This is a genomic window from Maribacter halichondriae, from assembly GCF_027474825.1.
Taxonomy (GTDB): Bacteria; Bacteroidota; Bacteroidia; order Flavobacteriales; family Flavobacteriaceae; genus Meishania; species Meishania halichondriae.
The window spans coordinates 2,897,939-2,918,769 of the sequence record NZ_CP107030.1; the positions used below are offsets into that span (position 1 = coordinate 2,897,939).

The window sequence follows — 20,831 nt, forward strand, 5'->3', positions numbered from 1 at the left end:
TAAAATTATGGGAAATCAAAGAATTAAGTTTATAAAAGAACAAAGTAGCTTTACGAGAAGTTTAACATTAAGTATCCTAGTTCAAACACCCCACAAAATTTGGTATCTAACACCTGAAATTTTGAAATTAAATATTGCATGGCAAGTAGGTCATCTAATTTTAAGTCAATTTTATCATACTATTGTAGTAATTGGTGATTCCGATCCTTCTATTTATAAAAAAAGTTAAATTTTGTATTGATATTAAATAATTGAAATATGACAAAGATTCTAATTCCCTTGTTTCTAGTTACATTAAACCTAAATGTTTCTTATGCCCAAGATGATGTTCTGTGGAAATTTCAAACCAACGATAAAATTTATTCATCACCAATTATTGATGGTGACATCTTATTTATTGGAAGTGGCGATAACAGCCTTTATGCAATAGACAAAAATACTGGGAAAAAAGTTTGGACATTCGAAACTGGTGGTGCAATTCATTCCACACCATTAATGTTGGACAATCTTATATATTTTGGTAGTGCAGACGGTAGTTTATATGCACTAGATAAGAACAACGGTAACTTAGTTTGGAAGTTTGATTCAGAGGGAGAAAAAATGTATGATATATGGGATTATTATCTCTCATCACCCTCTGGAGAAGAGGAAACAATTTATTGGGGATCGGGCGATGGTTATTTATATGCCATTAACAGTAAAATAGGCCAATTAAATTGGAAATTTCAAACGAATGGTATAGTCCATGCAACTCCAATAATATATAACAATAATATTTATGTTGGTAGTTTTGACGGTGTTTTTTACTGCGTAAACAAAGAAAATGGCACGTTAGTTTGGAAGTTTAAAACTGTTGGCTCAACTTATTTCCCGAAAGGGGAAATTCAGAAAGCTGCTCTAGTTAAAGACGAAGTGGTTTATTTTGGTAGTAGAGATTATAATATTTATGCTTTAGATGCAAAAACGGGAACTGGAAGGTGGAATATGAAACAACCTCGCGGCTGGATTATTGCTACACCAATTGAATATAAAGACAATTTATATTTTGGAACATCGGATGCTCATATATTTTATTCAATGAAAAAAGTTGATGGCATTGTTAATTGGACAATTCCAGTTAATATGAGAGTTTACGGTACAGCGCTTGCTTATAACGACAACATATACTTTGGAACTTTTGACGGCAAAGTAAAAGGCATAGACTATTTAACAGGACATAAAAACTGGGAATTTCAAACAGAGCAAAGTAAATTGAATTATTATAATGTCTTTAATAAAGAAGGTGAATTCAAAGAAGGATTTGAACTTTATGGGCGTGATTTTAGGAAATCTGAAGAGCTAATACTTTCATTAGGATCTATACTTTCAAGCCCTGTCATTGATAATGGCATAATCTATTTTGGAAGTTCAGACGGAATCGTGTATGCTATAACACTTTAATAATATTAATTAATGCACCAACAAAAAAAGTTTTTTAAAACAAATACAAAGAACATATGATAAAACATGTATTTGCTCAAAAAATCTTTTTTGCAAAAATCAAAAAACTAAAATTATATGAAGAACATATTAATACTAATAGCCTTGGTTATAATAAGTTGCAAAAATCAACCTCATGAGGCATTAGAAAAAAATCAAAAAATAACTTATCAAATTGGTGCAAAATATTTTATTTGGTCGGATTCAGATAGGATAGATTCTTATTATGGAGGAAATAGATTAATAAATGTTCAAGTATGGTATCCTATAGATTCCACTCAAATAAATGAGAAATTTAAACCTTCAGAGTATTATTATGAAATTGATAAGGTTCGGAAAGATATAGGAGGATGGACTGAAAATGACTTTAATGCCGTTTCTAATCTTAAAACATATTCTTTAAAAGATGCACCAATTAGTCATAGTAAGACTAATTTTCCTTTGATAATTTTTTCACCAAGTCTAGGAGGTAATATAAGCCTTTACACTTATTACGCTGAAGAATTAGCAAAGAAAGGATACATAGTTGCCGGAGTAAATCATTTGTATGAAAGCGAATACGTAATCAATGAAAAGAGAGCAGTTTACCCTGTTAATGTCCGTTTTCATGATAGCCTAAAAACTTTAAATATCCCAGATCAAATATCCGCGGACAAATATCGTGAGGTAAAAGGTTTGAGACAAAAGGTATTAGCTGAAGATTTAATTTTTTGTTTGAATAAACTACAGGAAGTAAATAGCAATTACTTTAATAATAAAATTGACTTTTCAAACGTTGGAAGCTTTGGGCATTCTATTGGTGGAGCGGCGGCTGTCTATGCTAGTTATTTGGATGATAGATTTAAAGCGGTAATTGATTTAGATGGTACTCCTCCTTCAATTGCGTTAGATAATGGTATTGATGTACCATTTATGTTTATTGAAGATCTAACTGATTATGAAAATCACGAAGGCTATAAAAAACTTCACAAAAGGAGAAACGATTTTTGCGAAAAAATAAGAGCAGATTCTTTTAGAATATTAATTGGCGGAATCAATCATAATAGTTTTCTGGATATTAATTATCACATGGAAAATAATAATCATGATAAGATGCGATTTCTAAATACGCTTCAAATAACAGAAGGATATATGGCTAATTTTTATAATCATTATCTAAATGGTAAAGATCTGAATTTAAAGGAAATGAAAATTGATAGTCTTGAAATTATAATATTTAATAATAAGACATAGTACATTAATTCTCAAGATAAGGAGAGATAATTATAAAAGTAAATAAACATCCACGTAGAAAGATACATATTATTAAAAGATGGTCGAAAGCTTGGCTTTATGAATTATGGAGATTTATGTGGATTTCCAATAATAGCTTTACACGGAACTCCAGGTTCTCGCTTATGGTTTATAAAAGATGACCCAATTGCAAAATCTTTGTGTATTAAATTAATAACGGTGGATAGACCAGGATTTGGCTTATCCGATCCAAAAAAAGAATAGGACAATAATTAGTTTTACTGAAGATGTTTTAGAATTGATTGACCATTTCAAATTGAAAAAAGTTTCAATTCTAGGCATTTCAGGAGGAGGAGTGTATGCTGCTGCTTGTGCGTTTCAGTTTTCAGAAAAGATTTTAAAAGTAGGACTGATTTCTACCATTAATGAATTTAATAATGGCAGGACTCCAAAAAATATGAGCAAGCCCAACAGAATTAGTTTTTATTTAGCTCAAAAACTCCCTTGGCTACTACGGTTTATGTTTGCTCAACAGAAAAAATGATTGATCATAAACCTGATTCTTTTTTGCAAGGGATTAGTACAAATATCAACCATTTATGCGAAAGCGATCAAGAAATATCAGTCAAAAAAGAAACTGGTGAATGGACACTTATACACATGAAAGAAGCCTTTAGACAAGGTGTTTTTGAATCTGCATATGAAATGAAGTTACTAACTAAAAAATGGGGGTTTGATTGCACAAAAATAATTTGTCCTGTTGAAGTTTGGCATGGAACTGAAGACACGTTAGCCCACATTGGTGAAATTAAGAAGCTGGTAAATATATTACCAAATTGCAAGCCTAATTATGTCACGGGAAAAGGTCATTTTCTAGATGATGATCCAGAAATTTGGAAGCAGATTTTAAAATCTTTGATTTAATCTAAATCCTACAAAATTAAAATATTATTATAATTCTGGTTTCTAATATTGACACCATCATCAATTAAACATATTATTTCTATTTCCATCAATTCTGAAACTTACAATCGGACTTTTCTTCAACGAAAAGATTATAAGAGTGTAGCTTTGATTTTTAAAGAACGCCTAGCTCTGAAACCCCTAAAGGAAAGACGACTAATGATAAGCAAGGATCATTCCAACCTAAGTATCGTGAAGCAGAGCAGGCTTTTGCAGCTGCACCGTTCAGGTCTTTATTATAGACCCAAAGATGAAAGTGAACTTAATCTGGAGCTCATGCGCTTGATGGACGAACATTACGCCGATCATTATTTTAAAGGTGCTAAGCGTATGCACACTTGGCTCACAATGGACAAGTGTTATAAAGTGAATCAAAAGGGCATAGGCCGATTGTATTATCGCGTGATGGGTCTTAACGCCATTATGCCGGGAAAGCATACCTCTAGGCGTAACAAGGCCCAAAAAATATATCCGTACCTGCTCAGAAACTTAAAGGTCGATAGGCCTGATCAAGTATGGGCAACGGACATCACCTAAATCCCGATGCGCAAAGGGTTCATGTATTTGGTGGCCATCATAGACCTGCATAGCCGCTATGTGCTTTACTGGTCGGTATCCAATAACCATGGACGCCCAATGGTGCAAAGAGACTTTAGAAGAAGCTATGGCGCTACATGGATACCCGGAAATCGTCAATACCGATCAAGGTAGTCAGTTTACCTCCGAGGTATTTACCCATCTTGTTCTGTCAAATGATATCAAATTGAGTATGGACGGCAAAGGAAGGGCCATCGATAATGTATTTATAGAGCTTCTTTGGAGAAGCGTCAAATTTGAAAGTATCTATTTGAATCCACCAGATTCAGGAATCGATATCTATCAACAATTGAACCGATACTTTTACTATTATAACAACGAGAGAAGACATCAAGGAATCGACAATCAAATACCTTTTAAAAGGTATTTGATAAAACAACAAAAAGTAGCATAATGAATAATAACCAGAACTTAATTTAATACGAAACCTGTCCTAAAGATTGGGGTATGCTCAATTCTTTGTGCCGGGATAAATGACTGGAATTTCTTGAGCTGAAAGTTCAATAAAACCTCCAAATGAAACTAGCAGAACAAATGAATTTAAAAATGTGTTTTCTCATTATTTTTTGTTTTAAGCTTGTAAAAAAATTTCATTTGTACACCATTATGGAGTTGCGCACAATTTAAAACTACAGCCTAACCTTTTTTTGATTTAATTTCCAAATAGTATAAAAAGTGCTTATAGCTAAAAGACTGATATAATTAATTTTATAATACAATGGCTCCAAGCTAACAGCTAATATAATATTGGCTATGGTTGCAATTAATACCAAAGCAAAAATTATATAAGCAATGATGTTTTGATTTTGTTTAATAATTTGAAAAATTGTTTTTATTATGAAATAGGTAGTAATTGGAATAACCAATACTAAAACAGAAATAACTACCAAAGCTGAACTGTGATTCCCATTAAAAAACAATAGAACCAGACCCATATTAATAAAAGAAAAAGAACATAACCAATAATAACAATGAAAATGTTTTTAAGAATTGTTACAAGCATTTTTTAAATTTTTATGTTATTAAAATTACAAATCAATGAAGGCATAAACGAGTAGACAAATGTGGAGAAGGCTATACTACTTTAGTCTATTTATTCAGATTTAACGTTTATATCGCTTGAGTACGTCTTTTGACTCTTAATTTTTCAAATAATTTGATGGAATGGTTTTACCGTACTATCCGATATGAAAAGGGGCTTCACCAATTTCTGAATTTGATAATTCATCTGCCATTAGGTTTAATTTTTCCATTTTACGTTGACTTATTTTTTCAAATTAGCATTCATCACTTTTAACCATCCCATTTTTATTCTAATCCACTTCCAGCTAAATAAAATAAATGATATAATCGCAATATATACGGAAGAAATGGCTATTCATTCGATTATTAAACGATTAGAAAGACTAGAAAGCCTGCCAACTTGTACAAAAAGGATGGCCAAAACTAATGCTATTGAAAAAAACAATAAAACAAGTTTCTTTTTAACTCTCCTCATTCTATTTATCATAATAATATTGATTAATCCAGATTAATTTTTGTGTATATTTATTCATGGTGATATCCTTTAAGCAATTAACCTCAAAGGGTCCGGAGAGAATTTTATTAAATCTAGTTGCAATAATTGCTTTTTGAATTATTCTTAACAATATTAAAGTAAAGCTTTAAGCTTAATCTAATCAAATATTAATCACTTTACCGATGCTATTTAATTCGCGGCGTTTAGTCCAGTAATAAGCTGCAAAACCTATGACGACAATTGGTAGCACAATTCCAAATTCGTCAATATAATAAGCTGTGTTTCCTGTATCCTCCGTTAAAGGAGTGAAAATTCTTTGAATAAATAAATTATGACTAGCGTGAAGTATTACTGCTGTCCATAAGCTTCCTGACTTGACACGAAACCAAGTGTATATGAAACTCATACTTATAGTTAATACCACGAAGCATGACATTGCATACCAATATGGAGTGGCACTTTTATAATCAGCAAATAGTAATATAGGAAGATGCCAAATTCCCCATATAAAACCTGAAATTAAGGAAGTCTTCGTAAACCCATAAATCTTATATAATTCAGGAACCAAAAACCCTCGCCATCCTATTTCTTCTCCTAAAGCACTTGCCATACCAAGGATAGTACCAAAAATCCCAAATAGAATAAAATAGAAAGTTATAATGAAACCACTGTCAATTTCACCAAAACCAAAAGAATTCGTAAGCCTAACAACAATTTCCTTGTTATAGAATCCTCCCCATCCTAATAACCATATTACGAGGTAAGCAATTAGTGCATAAATAAGAGGAGTTAAATAGCTCCATATCTGATATCTTGTTTTACCCCATTTCCACCCAAGATCAGAAATATTCCTATTTAATATTTTCATAGTAATCAAGGCAGAAATCCCAGGGCACCACATAAGTCCAATTGTAAATTGACCCCATCCGCTACTAAGAGTTCCAGAATAAATTATTAGAAAATAATAAATTGAACTCAAGGCCAAAGAAATTGAAAGAAATATTATAATAGGCTTAAATCTTTTCTTTGTCAAGTTCTCCATAATTATTTGTTTTGGGTTATTTTAAATTGTTCCCATGGTATTTATATAAAACTATTTACATGAATGTTTTAGTCTTCTGAATTACTTTTTTAGCTAAATTTAATGGGATTATGTATTCAGCTTGACTATAAGTGCCTTCTATAACGTTTTCGGTATTTAAGGTTCCTTTATAATGTATTCCAACTTCCGGAATTTCAAGCACTAACGCGTTATCTTGAAATGTAGTAGTGGCAACTTTATACCCCATTATATTCTGGTCAGGGTTGTCAAGAGTTGAATCATATCCTTTCTCAATTTTTACGATATTGAAAGACACTCTTAGTTTAGTTCCATTAGCCTCTAATATTCCATGCCAAACACCTGAAATATCTTGGCTGTAAGAAAAAAAGGAAATAATACTACATGTCAAAAACAATGAAATGGATTTTTTCATAACTTAAAATATTTAAAATTAATACTAAATCGAATTTTAAATGGCCTTAATTGGTCTGGTAAAAACCAGCTAAAAAATAACACTGGCAAATAAAATTCTTCATAAAATATATCATTCTTGATGGCCCAAAAATCGGAGTGCAAATGTTTAGATTTCGAAAACTATAAAAAACAGCTATCTTGTATAATAAATAGAGTAATTATGATGTAAACACCTTTAGGTCTTTACAAAAATTTCACTCATAATAACAAAGTATTAATTGTTTATGAAATGATTTAAATTCCGCTAGATCATTTATGAGCTACTGACAACCTCTTGCAATGTCACTGACATCAAACCATCCTTGGAGATGCCTATACCTGTTATTTATTTTTTTTGAAGGCAAATGTGTCCCGTAAAACGTTAATTAACGAAACTACTAAAAAGGACCACGTTTGGGACGCTACTAGCCAACGGTTTTCACTTTCGCTGGAATGGCTCGTAAAATGGCCGTTTTATGGGACCCCAAAAAATGGCAACTTATGGCTCGTATAATCTGGATATGATCATTAACTATATATCCCTATCTTAGATAATAACTATATTCGTTCGTGAATGAGTATTATAAAATACAAACAGCATGAAATTAATAATTATTACTATCCTATGCTTCTTCTTTCAAATAGTGAACGGACAAACCCTGAAACAGCTATATGTACCAAATGGGTCCATTAGCTATCTTTCATCAGGTGAGGGAGAAACAATTGTTTTTATTCACGGTGGTCAGGAAGACTACAGGGTATTCCTTCCTCAGGTTGAACTTCTTAGTGATAAATTTCAAGTGGTTACCTATAGCAGGCGTTACAATTTTCCAAATGACAATGAAATTCAACCGGAATACAATGTAAAAACAGAAGCTCAGGATTTAAAGATTTTGATTGCAATGCTTGGCAAGCCAGTGCACCTGGTAGGACATAGCTATGGTGGTTTAATAGCCCTGGAATTCGCTGTAGGCAATCCCAAAATGATCAAGAGTTTAACGCTTTCTGAACCTGCGTTGGTTTCCTGGCTCAATGATATCGAAGGTTGTGAGTCTTGGTATAATTCAGTACAAGAGACATTGATTGGCGAAACAAGAGAGGCTTTTTCAACCCAAGACACTACCTTGATTATGAAAGAGTTATTTGAATTTTTTGCTGGAGCTGATATACAAGATCAAGTCCCTGCTGAAGTACTGGAAATGCTAAAAGCAAATCTAAGGGAAATGGAAGCTCTAGTAAATTCGCCATCGGGGTTTAAATCGTCCTCTCCAGGGGAGGTAAAATCGTTGGATATGCCAGTAATGATACTTACTTCGGAACGAACAATGCCAATGTTAATTTGTACAAACGCTAAACTAATAGAAGTCAGACCGCAAGCTACCCATCATCACTTATTGGATGCAGGGCATGAAATGTGGATGACAAACCCAAAAGAATTATCAGAATTCTTGTCTGATTTCATAATTAAATAAACAACTCGCTAACAGTGGGTATAGGTATAGAGTCAAAGAGACATTACTACTGCCAAGCTACCCCCCCCCCCAAAAAAAAACCGTAACTCAATAGTCCTTAAAAAGGATCCTTTTTTGGCTCTTCATTTTTCCTTTACTTGGAATCTAGATATCCAAACTAGACCTACTTTTTCATTATTAATTAAAACTCTTTGTTACTTCTCTCTAATCATAGAAATCCGTATTGGTCGAAGCGTATCTTTTTTTAAAAGATAGCGAGCGGGAATCATGCTGTGCAGTGATTCCCGCTCGCGCCTGCGGCGAGCAACCGCAGGCTGCGCCTGCTCCGACTAGGATTTAGAGATTATACTACTTTATAATATTATAATAATGCGCTACTTAAGTATTTGATTTTCAATAGTAATAGCTATAAAACGACCTGCATTTGCTTAAAATTCCTTGATTTCTTTGAAGTTCTGAAAACTAAGCTTTTACGGTTTTCAACATGCACCTTTTCTGCTAGTGCACAGGTTTGAAGTCCTTTATAAATGACATTTGAGCAAAGAAGTTAGTATGAGGAAAAAGAGCATTATCATAAATGAAAGGAGCCATAAGGAACTCAAAAAACTGGCCCGGGAATACAACCGAAATATCGGAAAATTTACTGAGGAAATGATTCTTTATTTCCAAAAAACAGGAACCGACCCCCAGGCTATCAAAGGCAAGAATGCGACCGAAATGATAAAGGTAATCGATCGACGTATTGTTTCATTTTTCAAGACCCAAGAATCCGAGATCCTTTATCCCATTCATAATCAATTGCTCAAAAACGGAAAACGTACCGAGACCCTTTTCAACAAACTTATCGATCAATTGAACACCGTTTTTGAACGGATGAAGTATCGGAATTGATGCCGGTCAGTATCGTTCATCAAACCTCGGCGGACAACAAGGGAAGCTGTTCAAAATACGGACACTATCTAAACAAGGAGAACAAAGAATTAAAGAAGGAGGGCAACGGAAATCGACAACAATTTTTCTTTAATCATGATCAAAATATGATTACCACGGTACAAGCCATTACAATGGTGGATGATAATAATAAGAACAAAGGTTTGGCAAAAAAGCAGGACAAGTATTTTACATTGACCTTGAATTTTAGCCAAAGCGAACAAGAACATTTGGCTTCGACCTTGGCAAAAAGACCGATTGAAAATGTAGATGAATTGAATTCCAAGGAATATGAAAACTACAATGAGGTAATAAAACTCTTTGCTCGGCAGGCCATGCGAAATTATGCTGCAAACTTCAAAAAGGATATTGACGAAAAACAGATAGTTTGGTTCGCCAAAATTGAACATAAAAGACGGTACAAAGGAACCGATAAAGAAGTGCTTGCCGGAAGGTCTAAAAGTGGCGAACTGAAAAAAGGATTACAGACCCATGTGCATATTACCGTATCACGAATGCACAAGGACTATCGTATCAATCTAAGTCCATTGGCCAACGCAAGAAGCAGCGAAAATCTTGTCCTTAATGGAAGAAAAGTAAGGGGCGGTTTTGACCGCTCCAGTTGGAAACAACTCAACGAAGATTCCTTTGACAAGATGTTCCAGTATAAGCGCGGTCTAGAAGAAAAATTTGAAACCCTTAGAAAACTTAAGCATGGCACCTTGGAAGAAAAGCGAGTCTTAAAGGCTGAAATACGACTTGAGCAAAATATGCAACCGGTACCGGAAAAGAAACCAAAGTTGATCAGTCAACAGTTTTACTTTATTCCAGACCAAAATAGAATTACGAAGGCACAGACCATTTCAACTATTGAAAGCCATAGCGGGAACAAAGAAATTTCAAAAGGCCAAGTAAGGCCCTTTGAATTGACTTTAAATCTTAGCCAAAGGGAACAGGAGCATCTAACATCCGCCATTGCCGAAAGACCGGTTGAGAACATTGAAGAGCTGACGGCGCTAGAGCTAAAACATTACAATGAAGCATTGCAGGTTTTTGCCCGAGAAGCCATGCGCAACTTTGCTGCAAGCCGCAAAAGAAGAATTCATGAAAAGCAGTTGGAATGGTTTTCGAAAATAGAACACGACAGCGAATCAAATGGTACAGATGAAAAGAGTTCGATCGGAAAATCTAAAACCGAAGAGCCAAAAAAGAGAATACAGACCAAAATAAATATTACCGTTTCAGGAATGCAAAAGGGCCATAGCATTGAAAATAGACCTATTCTGAATGTTGATCTTGGTTTAAAAGCCATGCTAAATGAAAAGCCAGCACTAGAAGATTTTGATTATTCCAAATGGAAGCAACTCAATCAAAATTCCTTTGATACGCTGTTCGGGTTTGAGCGTAGTCTTGGAGAAAAACAAGAAGTACATCAAAAACTAGAGCACGGAACATTGGAAGAAAAATCGCCTATAAAGGAAGAGCTAAAATCAAACAAGCTAAGGAATCGTTTGCATCAAAAAACCCGTCAGTCGAAGAAAGGAGCTAAAAAAGGTAAAAACCGAAATAAGGGCAAGAACAATCAAATATCACTTTAGCCTTCCGGTTGCCAATCGTTTACTATTTGATGCTTAGAAATTCTAGTACTAGGTTTCGACAATCTTCAAAACCCCTTCATTACTTTCTTTAAAAGCATTGCTTTTCTGTAATACCACCTCCATACCTTCCATCTCGCTTCCGATAAGTGTATCGCTAAAGGCATGGGCGCGTTCCAGCATTCTAATATAAACTTTTGGGTCATTGTTTCTTGTCAATTTCCGTAGGCCACCCAGATAATCCTCTCGGTAGACCGTTGGGATGATAATCTTGGTCTGATCGGATGTCGATAGTTCGGCGTTCATCATGATACGTGCCAGACGGCCATTACCATCCAAGAATGGATGTACTTCGCTCACGATGAACATCATATAGGCCGCTTTTGCAAAAGGATGTTCAAGAGCCTTGTAAAAGTCAAAACTGCGCATCAATGTCCCCCGGACCAGTTCCATATCCACAAAGGCGGTATCGCCAGCTTTATTGTTTTTGTCCTTGAACTTGCCCGGTTTCTTGTCTGTACGTGCGCTGAGCAAAATGGCATGGCGGTATTGAAGGATCTCTAAAAGATTGTCCGGCGAATAGGGAACGATTTTCATTTCACGTCTATTGGATACCAATTGATAGGTGCCTAGGACATCGTGGGAATCCTCATTTCTTGCGAGTAAAGGTTGCTGGGTAGCTATTACTTGTTTCGCTTCATCGACTTCAAAAACAGTACCCTCGATATAGTTGGAAAAATAGCTTTCATAAAACGCAAAATTGCGGTACGCCTCTGTGGTGGTATTTTTTTCTTTACGGTATTTTAATTCCCGTTGTTTCAATTCGCGAAAAAGGATTTCGAACAATTGTATTCGGCCAGGGTCATAAGGATTTCCCGTTGCTCGTGCTGCTGCCAGAGGGGATTTTAGATTTTTTGCGGGTTGGGTCGTCAACAAGGCACTGATGATTTTGTTGAGTTTTTTGAACTCCTTTTCCATTCCTAATGCTGCGGAAATATCACGTGCGCGGTCTCGCACTTGGTTGAGTTCCTCATCGCCGTTGACTCGTATAATTTTTTCCAGTTTTTCCTCTATCTGCGGAAATGCCAATGTCTTGGAGTCCGCTCCTGTTTGTCTTGAAACTTGAAGATTTTCAAGTAAGGCACGTTCTCGTTGTGACACCATTAATTCCCCCGAAAAGGAAGTATCGCCCTCAATGGCTTTTGGCCCTTCCATAAACCGAATGGTAATACCGGGCAGCCCTATTTTTTTTGTGTACTTGTAGGTTACGAAGATATGGCTGCTAGCGGTAGGGCTAAACTCAAAGGCGGAACGATGGCTCAACACGGCCCCGGGATATAGATTCCCCAAAATAGGAAATAGGTTACGACGTATGATATCCTCTGGAGTGTCTTCGAGGTTTGACGTATAGATGCGTGGAGCTATTTTGCGAATTATCCCTTCACCCTCCCATTTTGATACACGACGGGATGTTACGGCATCGGAAGAACCATAGATGATTTCCTGCAAATGTATTGGGGTGTTTTTTTCCACGAAACTGGTTTAGAATACAAAAATGCAAAATAATTTCCATTATAAGTAAATTTTTGCAAAATATTTTCTATTAATAAAAAATTTGTTGGATTTTCCAGTAAAGTGATATTCGATATTTTTTAGCAAAATATTTTCTGTTATAATACTTTTAATGCAAAAAATTTTCCATGGTAAAATTAAATAGTTGTATGGCAATAGCCTTTTTCTCCATGTAGCATCGTTCCTGCGGACGTTGGAAAACCTTCAACTCCAAGCCTGACCGAGCGGACGACCTTCGCCCTTCCGCATCCGGTCGTCTTTCCGGTTCCGGTTTTTCAACATCCTCGAAACCGCACATAAACGCAAACGAACGCCAAAAAGCGTCCGCTTGCATTTATCTTCCAGCCGCATCCTATAACAATCGTCTTAGGCCATCGCCCCAAGATTTTGCTTTGCAAGCTCCGAATTCCAAATGAAACGCCAAATGAAAAAATTTGGCTTTTTCATTTGAAATCCGGTTAACGCTCGCCATCAAAATCTTGGAGCAATGGAAAAAGCAAACGAAATTAAAATCAGTTACAAAAACAATGGTAGTAGAAATCAATTGAAAATCAATGACTCAAGGGATGCGAATAAAATCATTATGGATTCTTGGGACAGGGACAGTATTGAACTTTATGAATCCTTTAAAGTCGTGTTTTTAAACAATGGTAACATAGTGAAAGGCATTTGCACCTTCTCGATTGGTGGACTAACGGGTACTATGGTCGACATAAGATTGATTTTTGCAACCGCATTGAAATCCTTGTCAACGGCAATTATACTCACACACAACCATCCTAGTGGGGTTATTATCCCTAGTAAGGCAGATATACAACTTACCAAGAGAATAGTAAAGGCAGGAAATTTGTTGGACATTAGAGTACTTGACCACATTATCGTTACACCACATGGGTCTTTTTATAGCTTTGCTAATGAAGGGAGAATATAGTACAAGCTCTCTGTTCCCATAAGGTGCAAATATTTAAAGTTTTAGAATGTTTCTAAAATGATTTGAACTCTTTACAGAAAGCGGATTTTGTAAAGAGTTTTGGTTTTTGATGCAAATTTCAGGGAGTTCAACTGTGATTCTGTGACCAGGGTTATTGGGCGTAATGTAAAGAGTTTAGAATCTTGACATGATCGCAAGTCGTATTTACTACCTATTAAAGTTAACAGATGAGTTGGAAAAATTTATTTGATGAAACAAAAAACTCAACAAAAACGAAATTTTACTTGGCCTATCTGACTCTTCACCTGGTCTCGAACGATGGAACTTAACACGTTATAATCCAAATATTTGTCAAATTGCCAACGTATTGGATAACCGAAATAAATACCCAATTAAAATTTTAAAGACTTATTACTACCTTCTTCTGAATAGTAATCCCCGACGCAATATGCACTCCCCTCAAATTCCTCTGGTATGAATGAGGTGGTATATATTATTTGATAATCCTCTTTAGAATAGTTTTGCGAAGTTTTAACAATTAACTTTTGAAAGTTTTTTGCTCTTATTTCTTCAATACCATTGTCCTCCATATTATCACATAGAATAAATCTAGGAATCTCATCTGGTTAGACTCTAAGCTTGCGAAAAATAGAGCAAATCTAACGGTATTTTTGAGGTAAAAATTAGAGCTCGCAGAAAAACGTTTTAACCTATCATCTACATAAATAGAATTACTTCCGTAGTCTATTTTAAGTGCGGTAGCCTCCCGGAAACCCTCTTCTCTATTTAAATCTTCATGTAATAATTTCAATGCAAAATTTTCTATTTTCTTTGATGTCTCTTTTGCTTGTTCAGTTTGTGCTAATTCTTGAAAATGTATGATTGAACTTAAGTTCTTAAGGTCGACTTTCAGCTGTAGAGCTTTCTCCTGAAACTGTTGAAATTTCACTGCTGTTTCTAACATTGTTGTGAACTGCAGAATTTGACCATCTATTTCTCCCTTTTCAACCAACAATTTATCAATTCTTTCATCTCTGAGACTCTTTACATCTCTTAGCGCCCGATTTACAGCTTTTTGCGAAGTTTGTAAGTCTTGTTTGAATTTCTCCTCCCTTGCTTTTAAGTTTAAAACCTCCTGAATTTGTCTTGTTCTTATTTTTTTAGATTCAATAATTTGAAAAGAAATCTCTTGTTGCATTTTACTTAATGCAGAGCTTTCTTTTTTATCATCTAAAGGTTGCTTACAAAGACTGCAATTCTGATCATCGGTTTTCTGCAAAGACGATAAACATTCAGGGCAAAATGTTAGAGGTATGGTGGTTAACTTTTCCTTTGTTCGCAATGAATTCTTAATAGCTAGAATTTTACTTTGTAGCATTTCGATAAAAAAATCGGTGTCGCTAATCTCATATTCTAAACTAAATATTTTATCTGTAATTTCTTCAGTTTGTTTCCTTAATAGTATTGATTCTTCCTTTAATTGTTGAAATTCCAGCTTAGTTTTAGAAGTAAAGACAACTTTTTTCTGATTGGTTTTAAAAGCCTCAATTTGTTCGCCAATACGTTCTTTGTTTATTCTTAGGTTGTCGATCATCGTTTTGATATGAGAAGGCTGAAGTAACAACGGATTATCACTTAACTGTCTCATACCCTTAATTTCACCTTCTAATTTTTCCAACTCCTAGACTTAATCTTTTTATCCAATCGATTGCTATAGAGGTCTTCGCTATAAATACCTAATAATAACTCTGCAATAGTATTTCTAGTTAGTGCTGAGTCGAATTGCTCATATAAAAAAAGAGAGTTTGTAGGTGAATCTTGGTCAACATACAACAACCTTAAAATTTGGTGCATTGTTATATTAGCCTCACCATAAACAATTGGAATGTTAAGGTTTTCAAACAAAACATTTGAAAAGCTCTTTTTATTGGCTGATGCGCTATAGGGATATTTTGTCCATTGCCCTGGCTCAGTAGTTTTAGCAGCATCATCCATTCCCCCCCAATAGATATACATAGGCTGGCTAGGAGATTCAGATATCTCCCTCCTCAAAGTTGCTACAACACCACTAAGAGAGACCTCACCGTAAACCATATGACATTCAAGTGCCTCATCTACCCACGAGGTAAATGAACCTCCCAATACATAAAATATAAAATGCGAAATAGTTGACTTTCCACTACTATTGTCACCTCTTATTATATTTACTCCAGAATGAAAATTTTCATAATAGGCAACTTTACCATTATTCGCATATATTTTTAATGACTTAAGAGTCAATTGATTACTCATCATAATGATATTCAGATAATTTAGTTCTAGCTTTTAAACCACTTTCCCCATAAAACTCCATATGATAGAAATATGTAGTCAAAATTTTCAGCACATTGCTTTCTCTATCTTCTAATTCTGAATATCTTGTTTCTAAAATTTCGCTTAGCTTCGCTCTGTCAATAACTCTTATTCTTCCAACTGAATCAAAGTCGTTAGCGATAATACCATAAGCAGCTAATTTGCTGACCGCAGTAAGCTGGTAAGAATGCATTCGGCTGAATAACTTTCTAGGGTTGGTTATTTTTCTGTACGGATTGTCTCTTTTAGGAAAGAGCTTTTTTATATCTCGATCTTCTGGTTTTACGCCAAACCGTATATTTTCTATTTCATAAGGGAAAGCCATGAAAAAATCCCATATTCTAAGTCTTTCATATTCTACAGAATCAAATTTTAAATTATTAAGTAGAAGTAAAATTCTATAAATCGTATGATTGATATCAAATGCTTCGTTATAAGTTATCATGCTACCCACTTTATGTGACACCTTCCAGTAAGGTAATATAACATTCCTCTTATTTCCTGAGAGCTGATGTATAAAACATTGTCTTCTGAAGCCTCTTTATTTAGTAGTTCATTCAAGGGCTTTATAATTTCATTGTAAATATCATTATCAAGGTCTGTTACATTCCTACCATCATTTAATTTAGGTAATATTTTGGCTCTAAATAGCTCAGATACTTGAGCTAACATTATGACAAAAATCCGTTGAGCAGATTGGTATTCGTTGTAGTGATATAGTTTTTTAGAGAATCTTTGCTTCAATACTTCTGCATCCTCAATATAATTTTGGGTACTCCCCGCTTCAATTAATTTAGCATCAAGTCCAATTACATCTCGCTCGATATCGTAATCATTGAGTTCAACGCAAATTTCTTTTATTTTTTCTTCATTGTCATACTCCCGAGATAAATCTCTAAACAATCTTCTTATTTGACTAATTTTAACCGTACCTTTTTTCTCAGATATAGTCTTATTTCCTGCAACCACATCTCCACTATCAGTAGAAATATTGCTTTGTTCAACTTTTTTACTCATTTATTTATTAGTGGTTTTATTTCCACCTACAACATCACCAGATTTAGTTGTAATGTTTTTCTGAGTAATTTTTTTAGATTTTGATTTTTTGTACGAAAAGAAAGCGCCCACTCCCAGTATAGCAATTACTAAAGGGACAATATACTCTAGGTTTTGATTTATGAAATCCATATTATTGGTTTGGTTTAGTCCTTAAATATAGTACTTTTAAAAATATACGCAGTGTTGAACAAATTATATTACTCTAAAGAAATAAAACCTAGCACAATGGTGAGATTCTACTAGATTTTTAAAAATCTCCTACAAATAGTAATTATAACTCTTAATAAACCCTCCACTTTGATTTCTCTATCCTAATTACAGGTTTTAGAAATTGCCGTTTGTCTTGATGCTTCCTATGCTGTATTAAAAATTGATTTTCTTATAAATCCAATTGGACTAATTTCTTAAGTCACGTTCAATAACAAATGTTTCATTAAGGTATAAAACTTGACATGGGCTCAAGCCAAAAATGACCGAACCTTTGTTTTTATCAATGACTCGCACTATGTTTCATAGAATACATTGTTAGGTACTGTTCTTTATCCACTCTTTCAATCTTACGAAGTCTATTAATTCCATCTGATGTTTTATTTTTTCTGATAGTTGAATAGCATCTGGCGAAAAATAAGAGGATGTAATCATTAATCCTGCGGTAACTCTATCCGTGTGGATTGTCCCAGCTAATTCTCTCACAAGATTTACTCCAACTGGTCGATTAGGTGCGAATTTTTTACACTCAACATAATAAATAAAATTACCTATATCAGTATGATTTGCAATTATCAAGTCTTTTCCTCCATCTCTCGTTGCTTTAGTCAAATCAACATTATATCCACGTTTGGTCATTAATTCGGCAACCATTTCTTCGAACTGTCTTGGACTTAAATCATAAACATTATTTGGGTTGCGTCTTATACTGTCCAAAATACTTTGATTAACGATTTTAATGTCGTTAGTAATTAGTTTAAATTCAGGACTAGTAGCAACTATATCTTGGTTGTTTAGAATTAAACCTTTTAGATTAATATTATCACTTATTAGTCCTAATATTTGATTTAAATTATATTTATTATTGTTCAAGTATTCAGAAACTAATCTTATTAGGAAAGGATTTCCTTTTGTTAGATTGGTAATCCTATTAATGTCCTTTTCTGGAATTTCCCTATTTACTAAACTAAATAATAGACTTGTTGAATCATTTAATCTTAATGGGCTTAAATGTATATGAGAAGAAGGTTTAAATTTTTCTAATTTATCCTTGTAGGCACCAACTAGAATAAATTGTTTAGAAGGATATTTTGATATATAATTTTGTATTTTCTGTTCAAGAGCATTATTGAATTCAAAACTTAAATCTTCAACTATAACCAGTTGAATTCGGTTAGAAATATCTGGAAATTCGCTGCTAAAATGATTTCCGTATACAACCTCTACCTTATCATTTAGTAACTGTTTATTCTGTTCTAAAAAGACTCTCCAAAGTGATGTTTTCCCTGTTGCGTTATTTCCAGATATTGCAGTTAACTTCTCTTGATTCTTAATTATTCCTTTTGTTAACAAATCAAGTTCTGAATTTCGGCCAACAAAAAATTTAATATCTGATTCAGGTGCAAAAGAGAAAGGTGACTTCGTAAATTTCATTGATTCGGATTAACGGTCTTGTGTATTAAACATAGCGTGTAAAAAGACGCTAACTTTTTCGGATTAAACACGAGCCGAATTTTTAAATTCTTCTTTTCATTTTAATATTCTCAAAAAGCCAAATTTAGAAATTTGGCGGTCTTAATAAATAAGCCAAAACCTCTTGTAAAGCCTATATTATTTATGTTTTATGCACGATGTCGGCAAACGTTTTTATTTCCTTGATAAAGTCTTCTGTCATTCGGATTAATTTATCTAAGTCTTTTTCCTTTACCTCACTCATTTGAACAGGATGACCATGTACAATATGATTTCTAATTTGCGAAATTTTATTCAGCCACTCGTAGTCAATTCTTCCAATTATTCCATAACTATATAATTGTTTGATATTCGCTGTTGGATTCAGCTTTCTTTCAGACGTTGGTTGGTCAGCTTTCAAAATCGCTCTTGATGAAGCCTCAAATAAAGACCAAGCGTATAAAAAATGAGGTTCTAAAAAGTTTTTATCGATTGAGCTTGTAACTTTATTTAATCTATTCTCAATTTCTAAAAGACTGAACTCTTGATATTTATTATTACTTAAATTGTCTTTTACCCTTGGGTTAGTAATGACTAACTCAAATTTCCAATTCTCAAGAGAATTAATTCTTGCAGATAATTCCTTTAGGTATTCAGAATTTTTAATAGTCTCACTTGTTTTAACCTCAACCACCACATTCATATCTCCTTTTTTAAGGATAAGGTCGGGATGATAATCTTTTAAAAATTCAGGCAGTGAATCTCCTTCTGGTTCTATAAATACTTGAAATCCTTTTTCTTCATATTCGCGAGCAAGTTCCTTGATTCTTCTCTGTTCTCTTTGTATGTTATTTGTTCTCTCCATTAGTCAAGTTCTTGATTGTGTTGAAATTCCTCTACTTTGATATGTAAAAAATCAACTCCATTTAAGAAGCCCTCAATAATTACTGGTGAAGCACCTTTAATTTTATATGCTCCATTTATATTTCTTTTTCTCGCAGAAGTTTCTACTACTTGGTCATCATCTAAATAAACAACACCTACTAAAGCATCTTGCATAGGTTTAATTATGTTGTCCGCGTCTGGACTATCTCCTTCGTAATAGTAGGTTACTTTAAAAGTGACTTCATCAGTTATTGCAACAGCCCCATTTGTCAAAGCATTTGTTGCAGCACTATTTACTTTTGCTTTCCAAGCTTGTAATCGTGCTCTGTTTTTCGTTTGAAGAGAAACCGGTGGTCCTTCAACTATAAATTCAAATGGTAGCATTGATGTTCATTTTTTTCTCGTTTCTCAAATGTTTGCCAAACTGTTATATCATAACTAAAATAGTGATTTAACATTTGGCTGGAATGGAAAAAGACACTTTTTCATTCGCTTTATTAGATTCTTGAAGAGCTAAAAAACTGTCTCGGAAGAAGATTATAGTGTTAATTTTATTACATCAAATTATACATTTTGGATATTACTCTTTACAGAACGCACCTTTCGTAAAGAGTTTATATTACCATGGGATTTATAGTAACCTCCTAAAAAGTTTAAGTAAAGGACTTTAGAGCTTCCCGTATGCGACTGGTGCTGATTAATTATTGAAATGCTACCATAACAGCAATATATATTACATATAGCACAAAATAGCTATTATAGTAGCATTTATTATATATGTTTCGTATCTTCGTATTCTAAAATAAAGGTAGTAATGGGAAAGTATGGAGACCAAAAATCACCTAAAGAAATAATGATTCTTTTATCAAAAAATATCATAGTCTTAAGGAAACAGGAGAAGATGTCCCAAAAGGAATTGTCGGAGAGATCTGGAGTAGCTTATGCTACTATTCGGAAATTCGAGTCAACAGGAATTATTTCTCTTGAATCACTTCTAAAGATATGTGAAGCTCTCAAGCGTCTTACAGACTTTGAATCAATATTGCTCCCAAGCGATATAAAACGGAAAAAGGATTTATTTAATTATTGA

The 20,831-nt window shown here is 34.0% G+C and carries 23 protein-coding genes; 12 read left to right on the forward strand and 11 right to left on the reverse strand.

What is annotated here, in order from left to right; genetic code table 11:
* The first annotated feature begins 258 nt into the window (after window positions 1-258).
* The 7 genes from N8A86_RS13380 to N8A86_RS13410 all read left to right on the forward strand — a co-directional run bounded on the left by N8A86_RS13380 (window position 259) and on the right by N8A86_RS13410 (window position 4,666).
* A complete protein-coding gene (locus N8A86_RS13380) occupies window positions 259-1,440 on the forward strand; it encodes a PQQ-binding-like beta-propeller repeat protein (protein WP_273565853.1) in 1,182 nt (393 codons plus the stop codon).
* Window positions 1,441-1,557: 117 nt separating this feature from the next.
* Window positions 1,558-2,712, forward strand: coding sequence for an alpha/beta hydrolase family protein (locus N8A86_RS13385; RefSeq protein WP_273565854.1), 1,155 nt, complete (start codon window positions 1,558-1,560; stop codon window positions 2,710-2,712).
* A gap of 99 nt (window positions 2,713-2,811) precedes the next feature.
* Entirely contained in the window at window positions 2,812-2,976 is a 165-nt protein-coding gene (locus N8A86_RS13390) for an alpha/beta fold hydrolase (RefSeq protein ID WP_273565855.1), read from the forward strand.
* Window positions 2,977-3,028: 52 nt separating this feature from the next.
* A complete protein-coding gene (locus N8A86_RS13395) occupies window positions 3,029-3,256 on the forward strand; it encodes a hypothetical protein (RefSeq protein ID WP_273565856.1) in 228 nt (75 codons plus the stop codon).
* A complete protein-coding gene (locus tag N8A86_RS13400; RefSeq protein WP_273565857.1) occupies window positions 3,217-3,636 on the forward strand; it encodes a hypothetical protein in 420 nt (139 codons plus the stop codon). Before N8A86_RS13395 ends, N8A86_RS13400 begins: the two co-directional genes overlap by 40 nt.
* A gap of 198 nt (window positions 3,637-3,834) precedes the next feature.
* On the forward strand, window positions 3,835-4,212 hold the full coding sequence (locus tag N8A86_RS13405) for an IS3 family transposase (RefSeq protein WP_273565858.1): 378 nt from the start codon (window positions 3,835-3,837) through the stop codon (window positions 4,210-4,212).
* A 58-nt stretch (window positions 4,213-4,270) separates the two neighbouring features.
* Complete coding sequence (locus N8A86_RS13410) at window positions 4,271-4,666, forward strand: integrase core domain-containing protein (RefSeq protein ID WP_273565859.1); 396 nt, start codon at window positions 4,271-4,273, stop codon at window positions 4,664-4,666.
* 1,285 nt (window positions 4,667-5,951) lie between these two features.
* On the opposite strand, the gene N8A86_RS13415 is transcribed toward N8A86_RS13410, so the two are convergent.
* Entirely contained in the window at window positions 5,952-6,833 is an 882-nt protein-coding gene (locus N8A86_RS13415; RefSeq protein WP_273565860.1) for a CPBP family intramembrane glutamic endopeptidase, read from the reverse strand.
* A gap of 55 nt (window positions 6,834-6,888) precedes the next feature.
* Complete coding sequence (locus N8A86_RS13420; RefSeq protein ID WP_273565861.1) at window positions 6,889-7,266, reverse strand: hypothetical protein; 378 nt, start codon at window positions 7,264-7,266, stop codon at window positions 6,889-6,891.
* A 619-nt stretch (window positions 7,267-7,885) separates the two neighbouring features.
* Between N8A86_RS13420 and N8A86_RS13425 the strand changes: the two genes are divergently transcribed.
* The 3 genes from N8A86_RS13425 to N8A86_RS13435 all read left to right on the forward strand — a co-directional run bounded on the left by N8A86_RS13425 (window position 7,886) and on the right by N8A86_RS13435 (window position 11,286).
* Window positions 7,886-8,758: an alpha/beta fold hydrolase gene (locus N8A86_RS13425; protein WP_273565862.1), complete on the forward strand. Its 873-nt coding sequence runs from the start codon at window positions 7,886-7,888 to the stop codon at window positions 8,756-8,758.
* 552 nt (window positions 8,759-9,310) lie between these two features.
* Window positions 9,311-9,649, forward strand: a complete 339-nt coding sequence (locus N8A86_RS13430) for a BfmA/BtgA family mobilization protein (protein WP_273565863.1) — start codon at window positions 9,311-9,313, stop codon at window positions 9,647-9,649.
* Entirely contained in the window at window positions 9,649-11,286 is a 1,638-nt protein-coding gene (locus N8A86_RS13435; protein ID WP_273565864.1) for a DUF5712 family protein, read from the forward strand. The genes N8A86_RS13430 and N8A86_RS13435 overlap by 1 nt, the downstream gene beginning before the upstream one ends.
* 48 nt (window positions 11,287-11,334) lie before the next feature.
* Here N8A86_RS13435 and N8A86_RS13440 read toward each other — a convergent pair whose 3' ends face one another.
* A complete protein-coding gene (locus N8A86_RS13440) occupies window positions 11,335-12,816 on the reverse strand; it encodes a Fic family protein (RefSeq protein WP_273565865.1) in 1,482 nt (493 codons plus the stop codon).
* A 526-nt stretch (window positions 12,817-13,342) separates the two neighbouring features.
* On the opposite strand from N8A86_RS13440, the gene N8A86_RS13445 reads away from it, so the two are divergent.
* The gene (locus N8A86_RS13445; protein WP_273565866.1) at window positions 13,343-13,786 is read left to right on the forward strand and encodes a JAB domain-containing protein; all 444 of its coding nucleotides are present in this window, start codon (window positions 13,343-13,345) and stop codon (window positions 13,784-13,786) included.
* A 562-nt stretch (window positions 13,787-14,348) separates the two neighbouring features.
* Here the strand turns inward: N8A86_RS13445 and N8A86_RS13450 are convergent.
* The 8 genes from N8A86_RS13450 to N8A86_RS13485 form a co-directional block, all read right to left on the reverse strand.
* Entirely contained in the window at window positions 14,349-15,464 is a 1,116-nt protein-coding gene (locus N8A86_RS13450) for a hypothetical protein (RefSeq protein ID WP_273565867.1), read from the reverse strand.
* Window positions 15,452-16,081, reverse strand: a complete 630-nt coding sequence (locus N8A86_RS13455; RefSeq protein ID WP_273565868.1) for an AAA family ATPase — start codon at window positions 16,079-16,081, stop codon at window positions 15,452-15,454. The genes N8A86_RS13450 and N8A86_RS13455 overlap by 13 nt, the downstream gene beginning before the upstream one ends.
* On the reverse strand, window positions 16,071-16,583 hold the full coding sequence (locus tag N8A86_RS13460) for an ABC-three component system middle component 5 (protein ID WP_273565869.1): 513 nt from the start codon (window positions 16,581-16,583) through the stop codon (window positions 16,071-16,073). The genes N8A86_RS13455 and N8A86_RS13460 overlap by 11 nt, the downstream gene beginning before the upstream one ends.
* A complete protein-coding gene (locus tag N8A86_RS13465) occupies window positions 16,580-17,155 on the reverse strand; it encodes an ABC-three component system protein (RefSeq protein WP_273565870.1) in 576 nt (191 codons plus the stop codon). Before N8A86_RS13465 ends, N8A86_RS13460 begins: the two co-directional genes overlap by 4 nt.
* A complete protein-coding gene (locus N8A86_RS13470; protein ID WP_273565871.1) occupies window positions 17,156-17,326 on the reverse strand; it encodes a hypothetical protein in 171 nt (56 codons plus the stop codon). It lies immediately after the preceding gene.
* Between the two features lie 396 nt (window positions 17,327-17,722).
* On the reverse strand, window positions 17,723-18,838 hold the full coding sequence (locus tag N8A86_RS13475; RefSeq protein WP_273565872.1) for a restriction endonuclease: 1,116 nt from the start codon (window positions 18,836-18,838) through the stop codon (window positions 17,723-17,725).
* A gap of 181 nt (window positions 18,839-19,019) precedes the next feature.
* Window positions 19,020-19,721: a hypothetical protein gene (locus N8A86_RS13480; protein ID WP_273565873.1), complete on the reverse strand. Its 702-nt coding sequence runs from the start codon at window positions 19,719-19,721 to the stop codon at window positions 19,020-19,022.
* A complete protein-coding gene (locus N8A86_RS13485; protein ID WP_273565874.1) occupies window positions 19,721-20,125 on the reverse strand; it encodes a RusA family crossover junction endodeoxyribonuclease in 405 nt (134 codons plus the stop codon). Before N8A86_RS13485 ends, N8A86_RS13480 begins: the two co-directional genes overlap by 1 nt.
* A 430-nt stretch (window positions 20,126-20,555) precedes the next feature.
* Between N8A86_RS13485 and N8A86_RS13490 the strand changes: the two genes are divergently transcribed.
* On the forward strand, window positions 20,556-20,831 hold the full coding sequence (locus tag N8A86_RS13490; protein WP_273565875.1) for a helix-turn-helix domain-containing protein: 276 nt from the start codon (window positions 20,556-20,558) through the stop codon (window positions 20,829-20,831).

Excerpts from the sequence above, each read along its gene's own strand:
- N8A86_RS13380 (WP_273565853.1), top strand. The coding sequence starts at position 259 with ATGACAAAGATTCTAATTCCCTTGTTTCTAGTTACATTAAACCTAAAT.
- N8A86_RS13385 (WP_273565854.1), top strand. The coding sequence starts at position 1,558 with ATGAAGAACATATTAATACTAATAGCCTTGGTTATAATAAGTTGCAAA.
- N8A86_RS13390 (WP_273565855.1), top strand. The coding sequence starts at position 2,812 with ATGAATTATGGAGATTTATGTGGATTTCCAATAATAGCTTTACACGGA.
- N8A86_RS13405 (WP_273565858.1), top strand. The coding sequence starts at position 3,835 with ATGATAAGCAAGGATCATTCCAACCTAAGTATCGTGAAGCAGAGCAGG.
- N8A86_RS13410 (WP_273565859.1), top strand. The coding sequence starts at position 4,271 with ATGTGCTTTACTGGTCGGTATCCAATAACCATGGACGCCCAATGGTGC.
- N8A86_RS13415 (WP_273565860.1), bottom strand. The coding sequence starts at position 6,833 with ATGGAGAACTTGACAAAGAAAAGATTTAAGCCTATTATAATATTTCTT.
- N8A86_RS13420 (WP_273565861.1), bottom strand. The coding sequence starts at position 7,266 with ATGAAAAAATCCATTTCATTGTTTTTGACATGTAGTATTATTTCCTTT.
- N8A86_RS13425 (WP_273565862.1), top strand. The coding sequence starts at position 7,886 with ATGAAATTAATAATTATTACTATCCTATGCTTCTTCTTTCAAATAGTG.
- N8A86_RS13430 (WP_273565863.1), top strand. The coding sequence starts at position 9,311 with ATGAGGAAAAAGAGCATTATCATAAATGAAAGGAGCCATAAGGAACTC.
- N8A86_RS13435 (WP_273565864.1), top strand. The coding sequence starts at position 9,649 with ATGCCGGTCAGTATCGTTCATCAAACCTCGGCGGACAACAAGGGAAGC.
- N8A86_RS13445 (WP_273565866.1), top strand. The coding sequence starts at position 13,343 with ATGGAAAAAGCAAACGAAATTAAAATCAGTTACAAAAACAATGGTAGT.
- N8A86_RS13455 (WP_273565868.1), bottom strand. The coding sequence starts at position 16,081 with ATGATGAGTAATCAATTGACTCTTAAGTCATTAAAAATATATGCGAAT.
- N8A86_RS13460 (WP_273565869.1), bottom strand. The coding sequence starts at position 16,583 with ATGATAACTTATAACGAAGCATTTGATATCAATCATACGATTTATAGA.
- N8A86_RS13465 (WP_273565870.1), bottom strand. The coding sequence starts at position 17,155 with ATGAGTAAAAAAGTTGAACAAAGCAATATTTCTACTGATAGTGGAGAT.
- N8A86_RS13470 (WP_273565871.1), bottom strand. The coding sequence starts at position 17,326 with ATGGATTTCATAAATCAAAACCTAGAGTATATTGTCCCTTTAGTAATT.
- N8A86_RS13475 (WP_273565872.1), bottom strand. The coding sequence starts at position 18,838 with ATGAAATTTACGAAGTCACCTTTCTCTTTTGCACCTGAATCAGATATT.
- N8A86_RS13480 (WP_273565873.1), bottom strand. The coding sequence starts at position 19,721 with ATGGAGAGAACAAATAACATACAAAGAGAACAGAGAAGAATCAAGGAA.
- N8A86_RS13485 (WP_273565874.1), bottom strand. The coding sequence starts at position 20,125 with ATGCTACCATTTGAATTTATAGTTGAAGGACCACCGGTTTCTCTTCAA.
- N8A86_RS13490 (WP_273565875.1), top strand. The coding sequence starts at position 20,556 with ATGGGAAAGTATGGAGACCAAAAATCACCTAAAGAAATAATGATTCTT.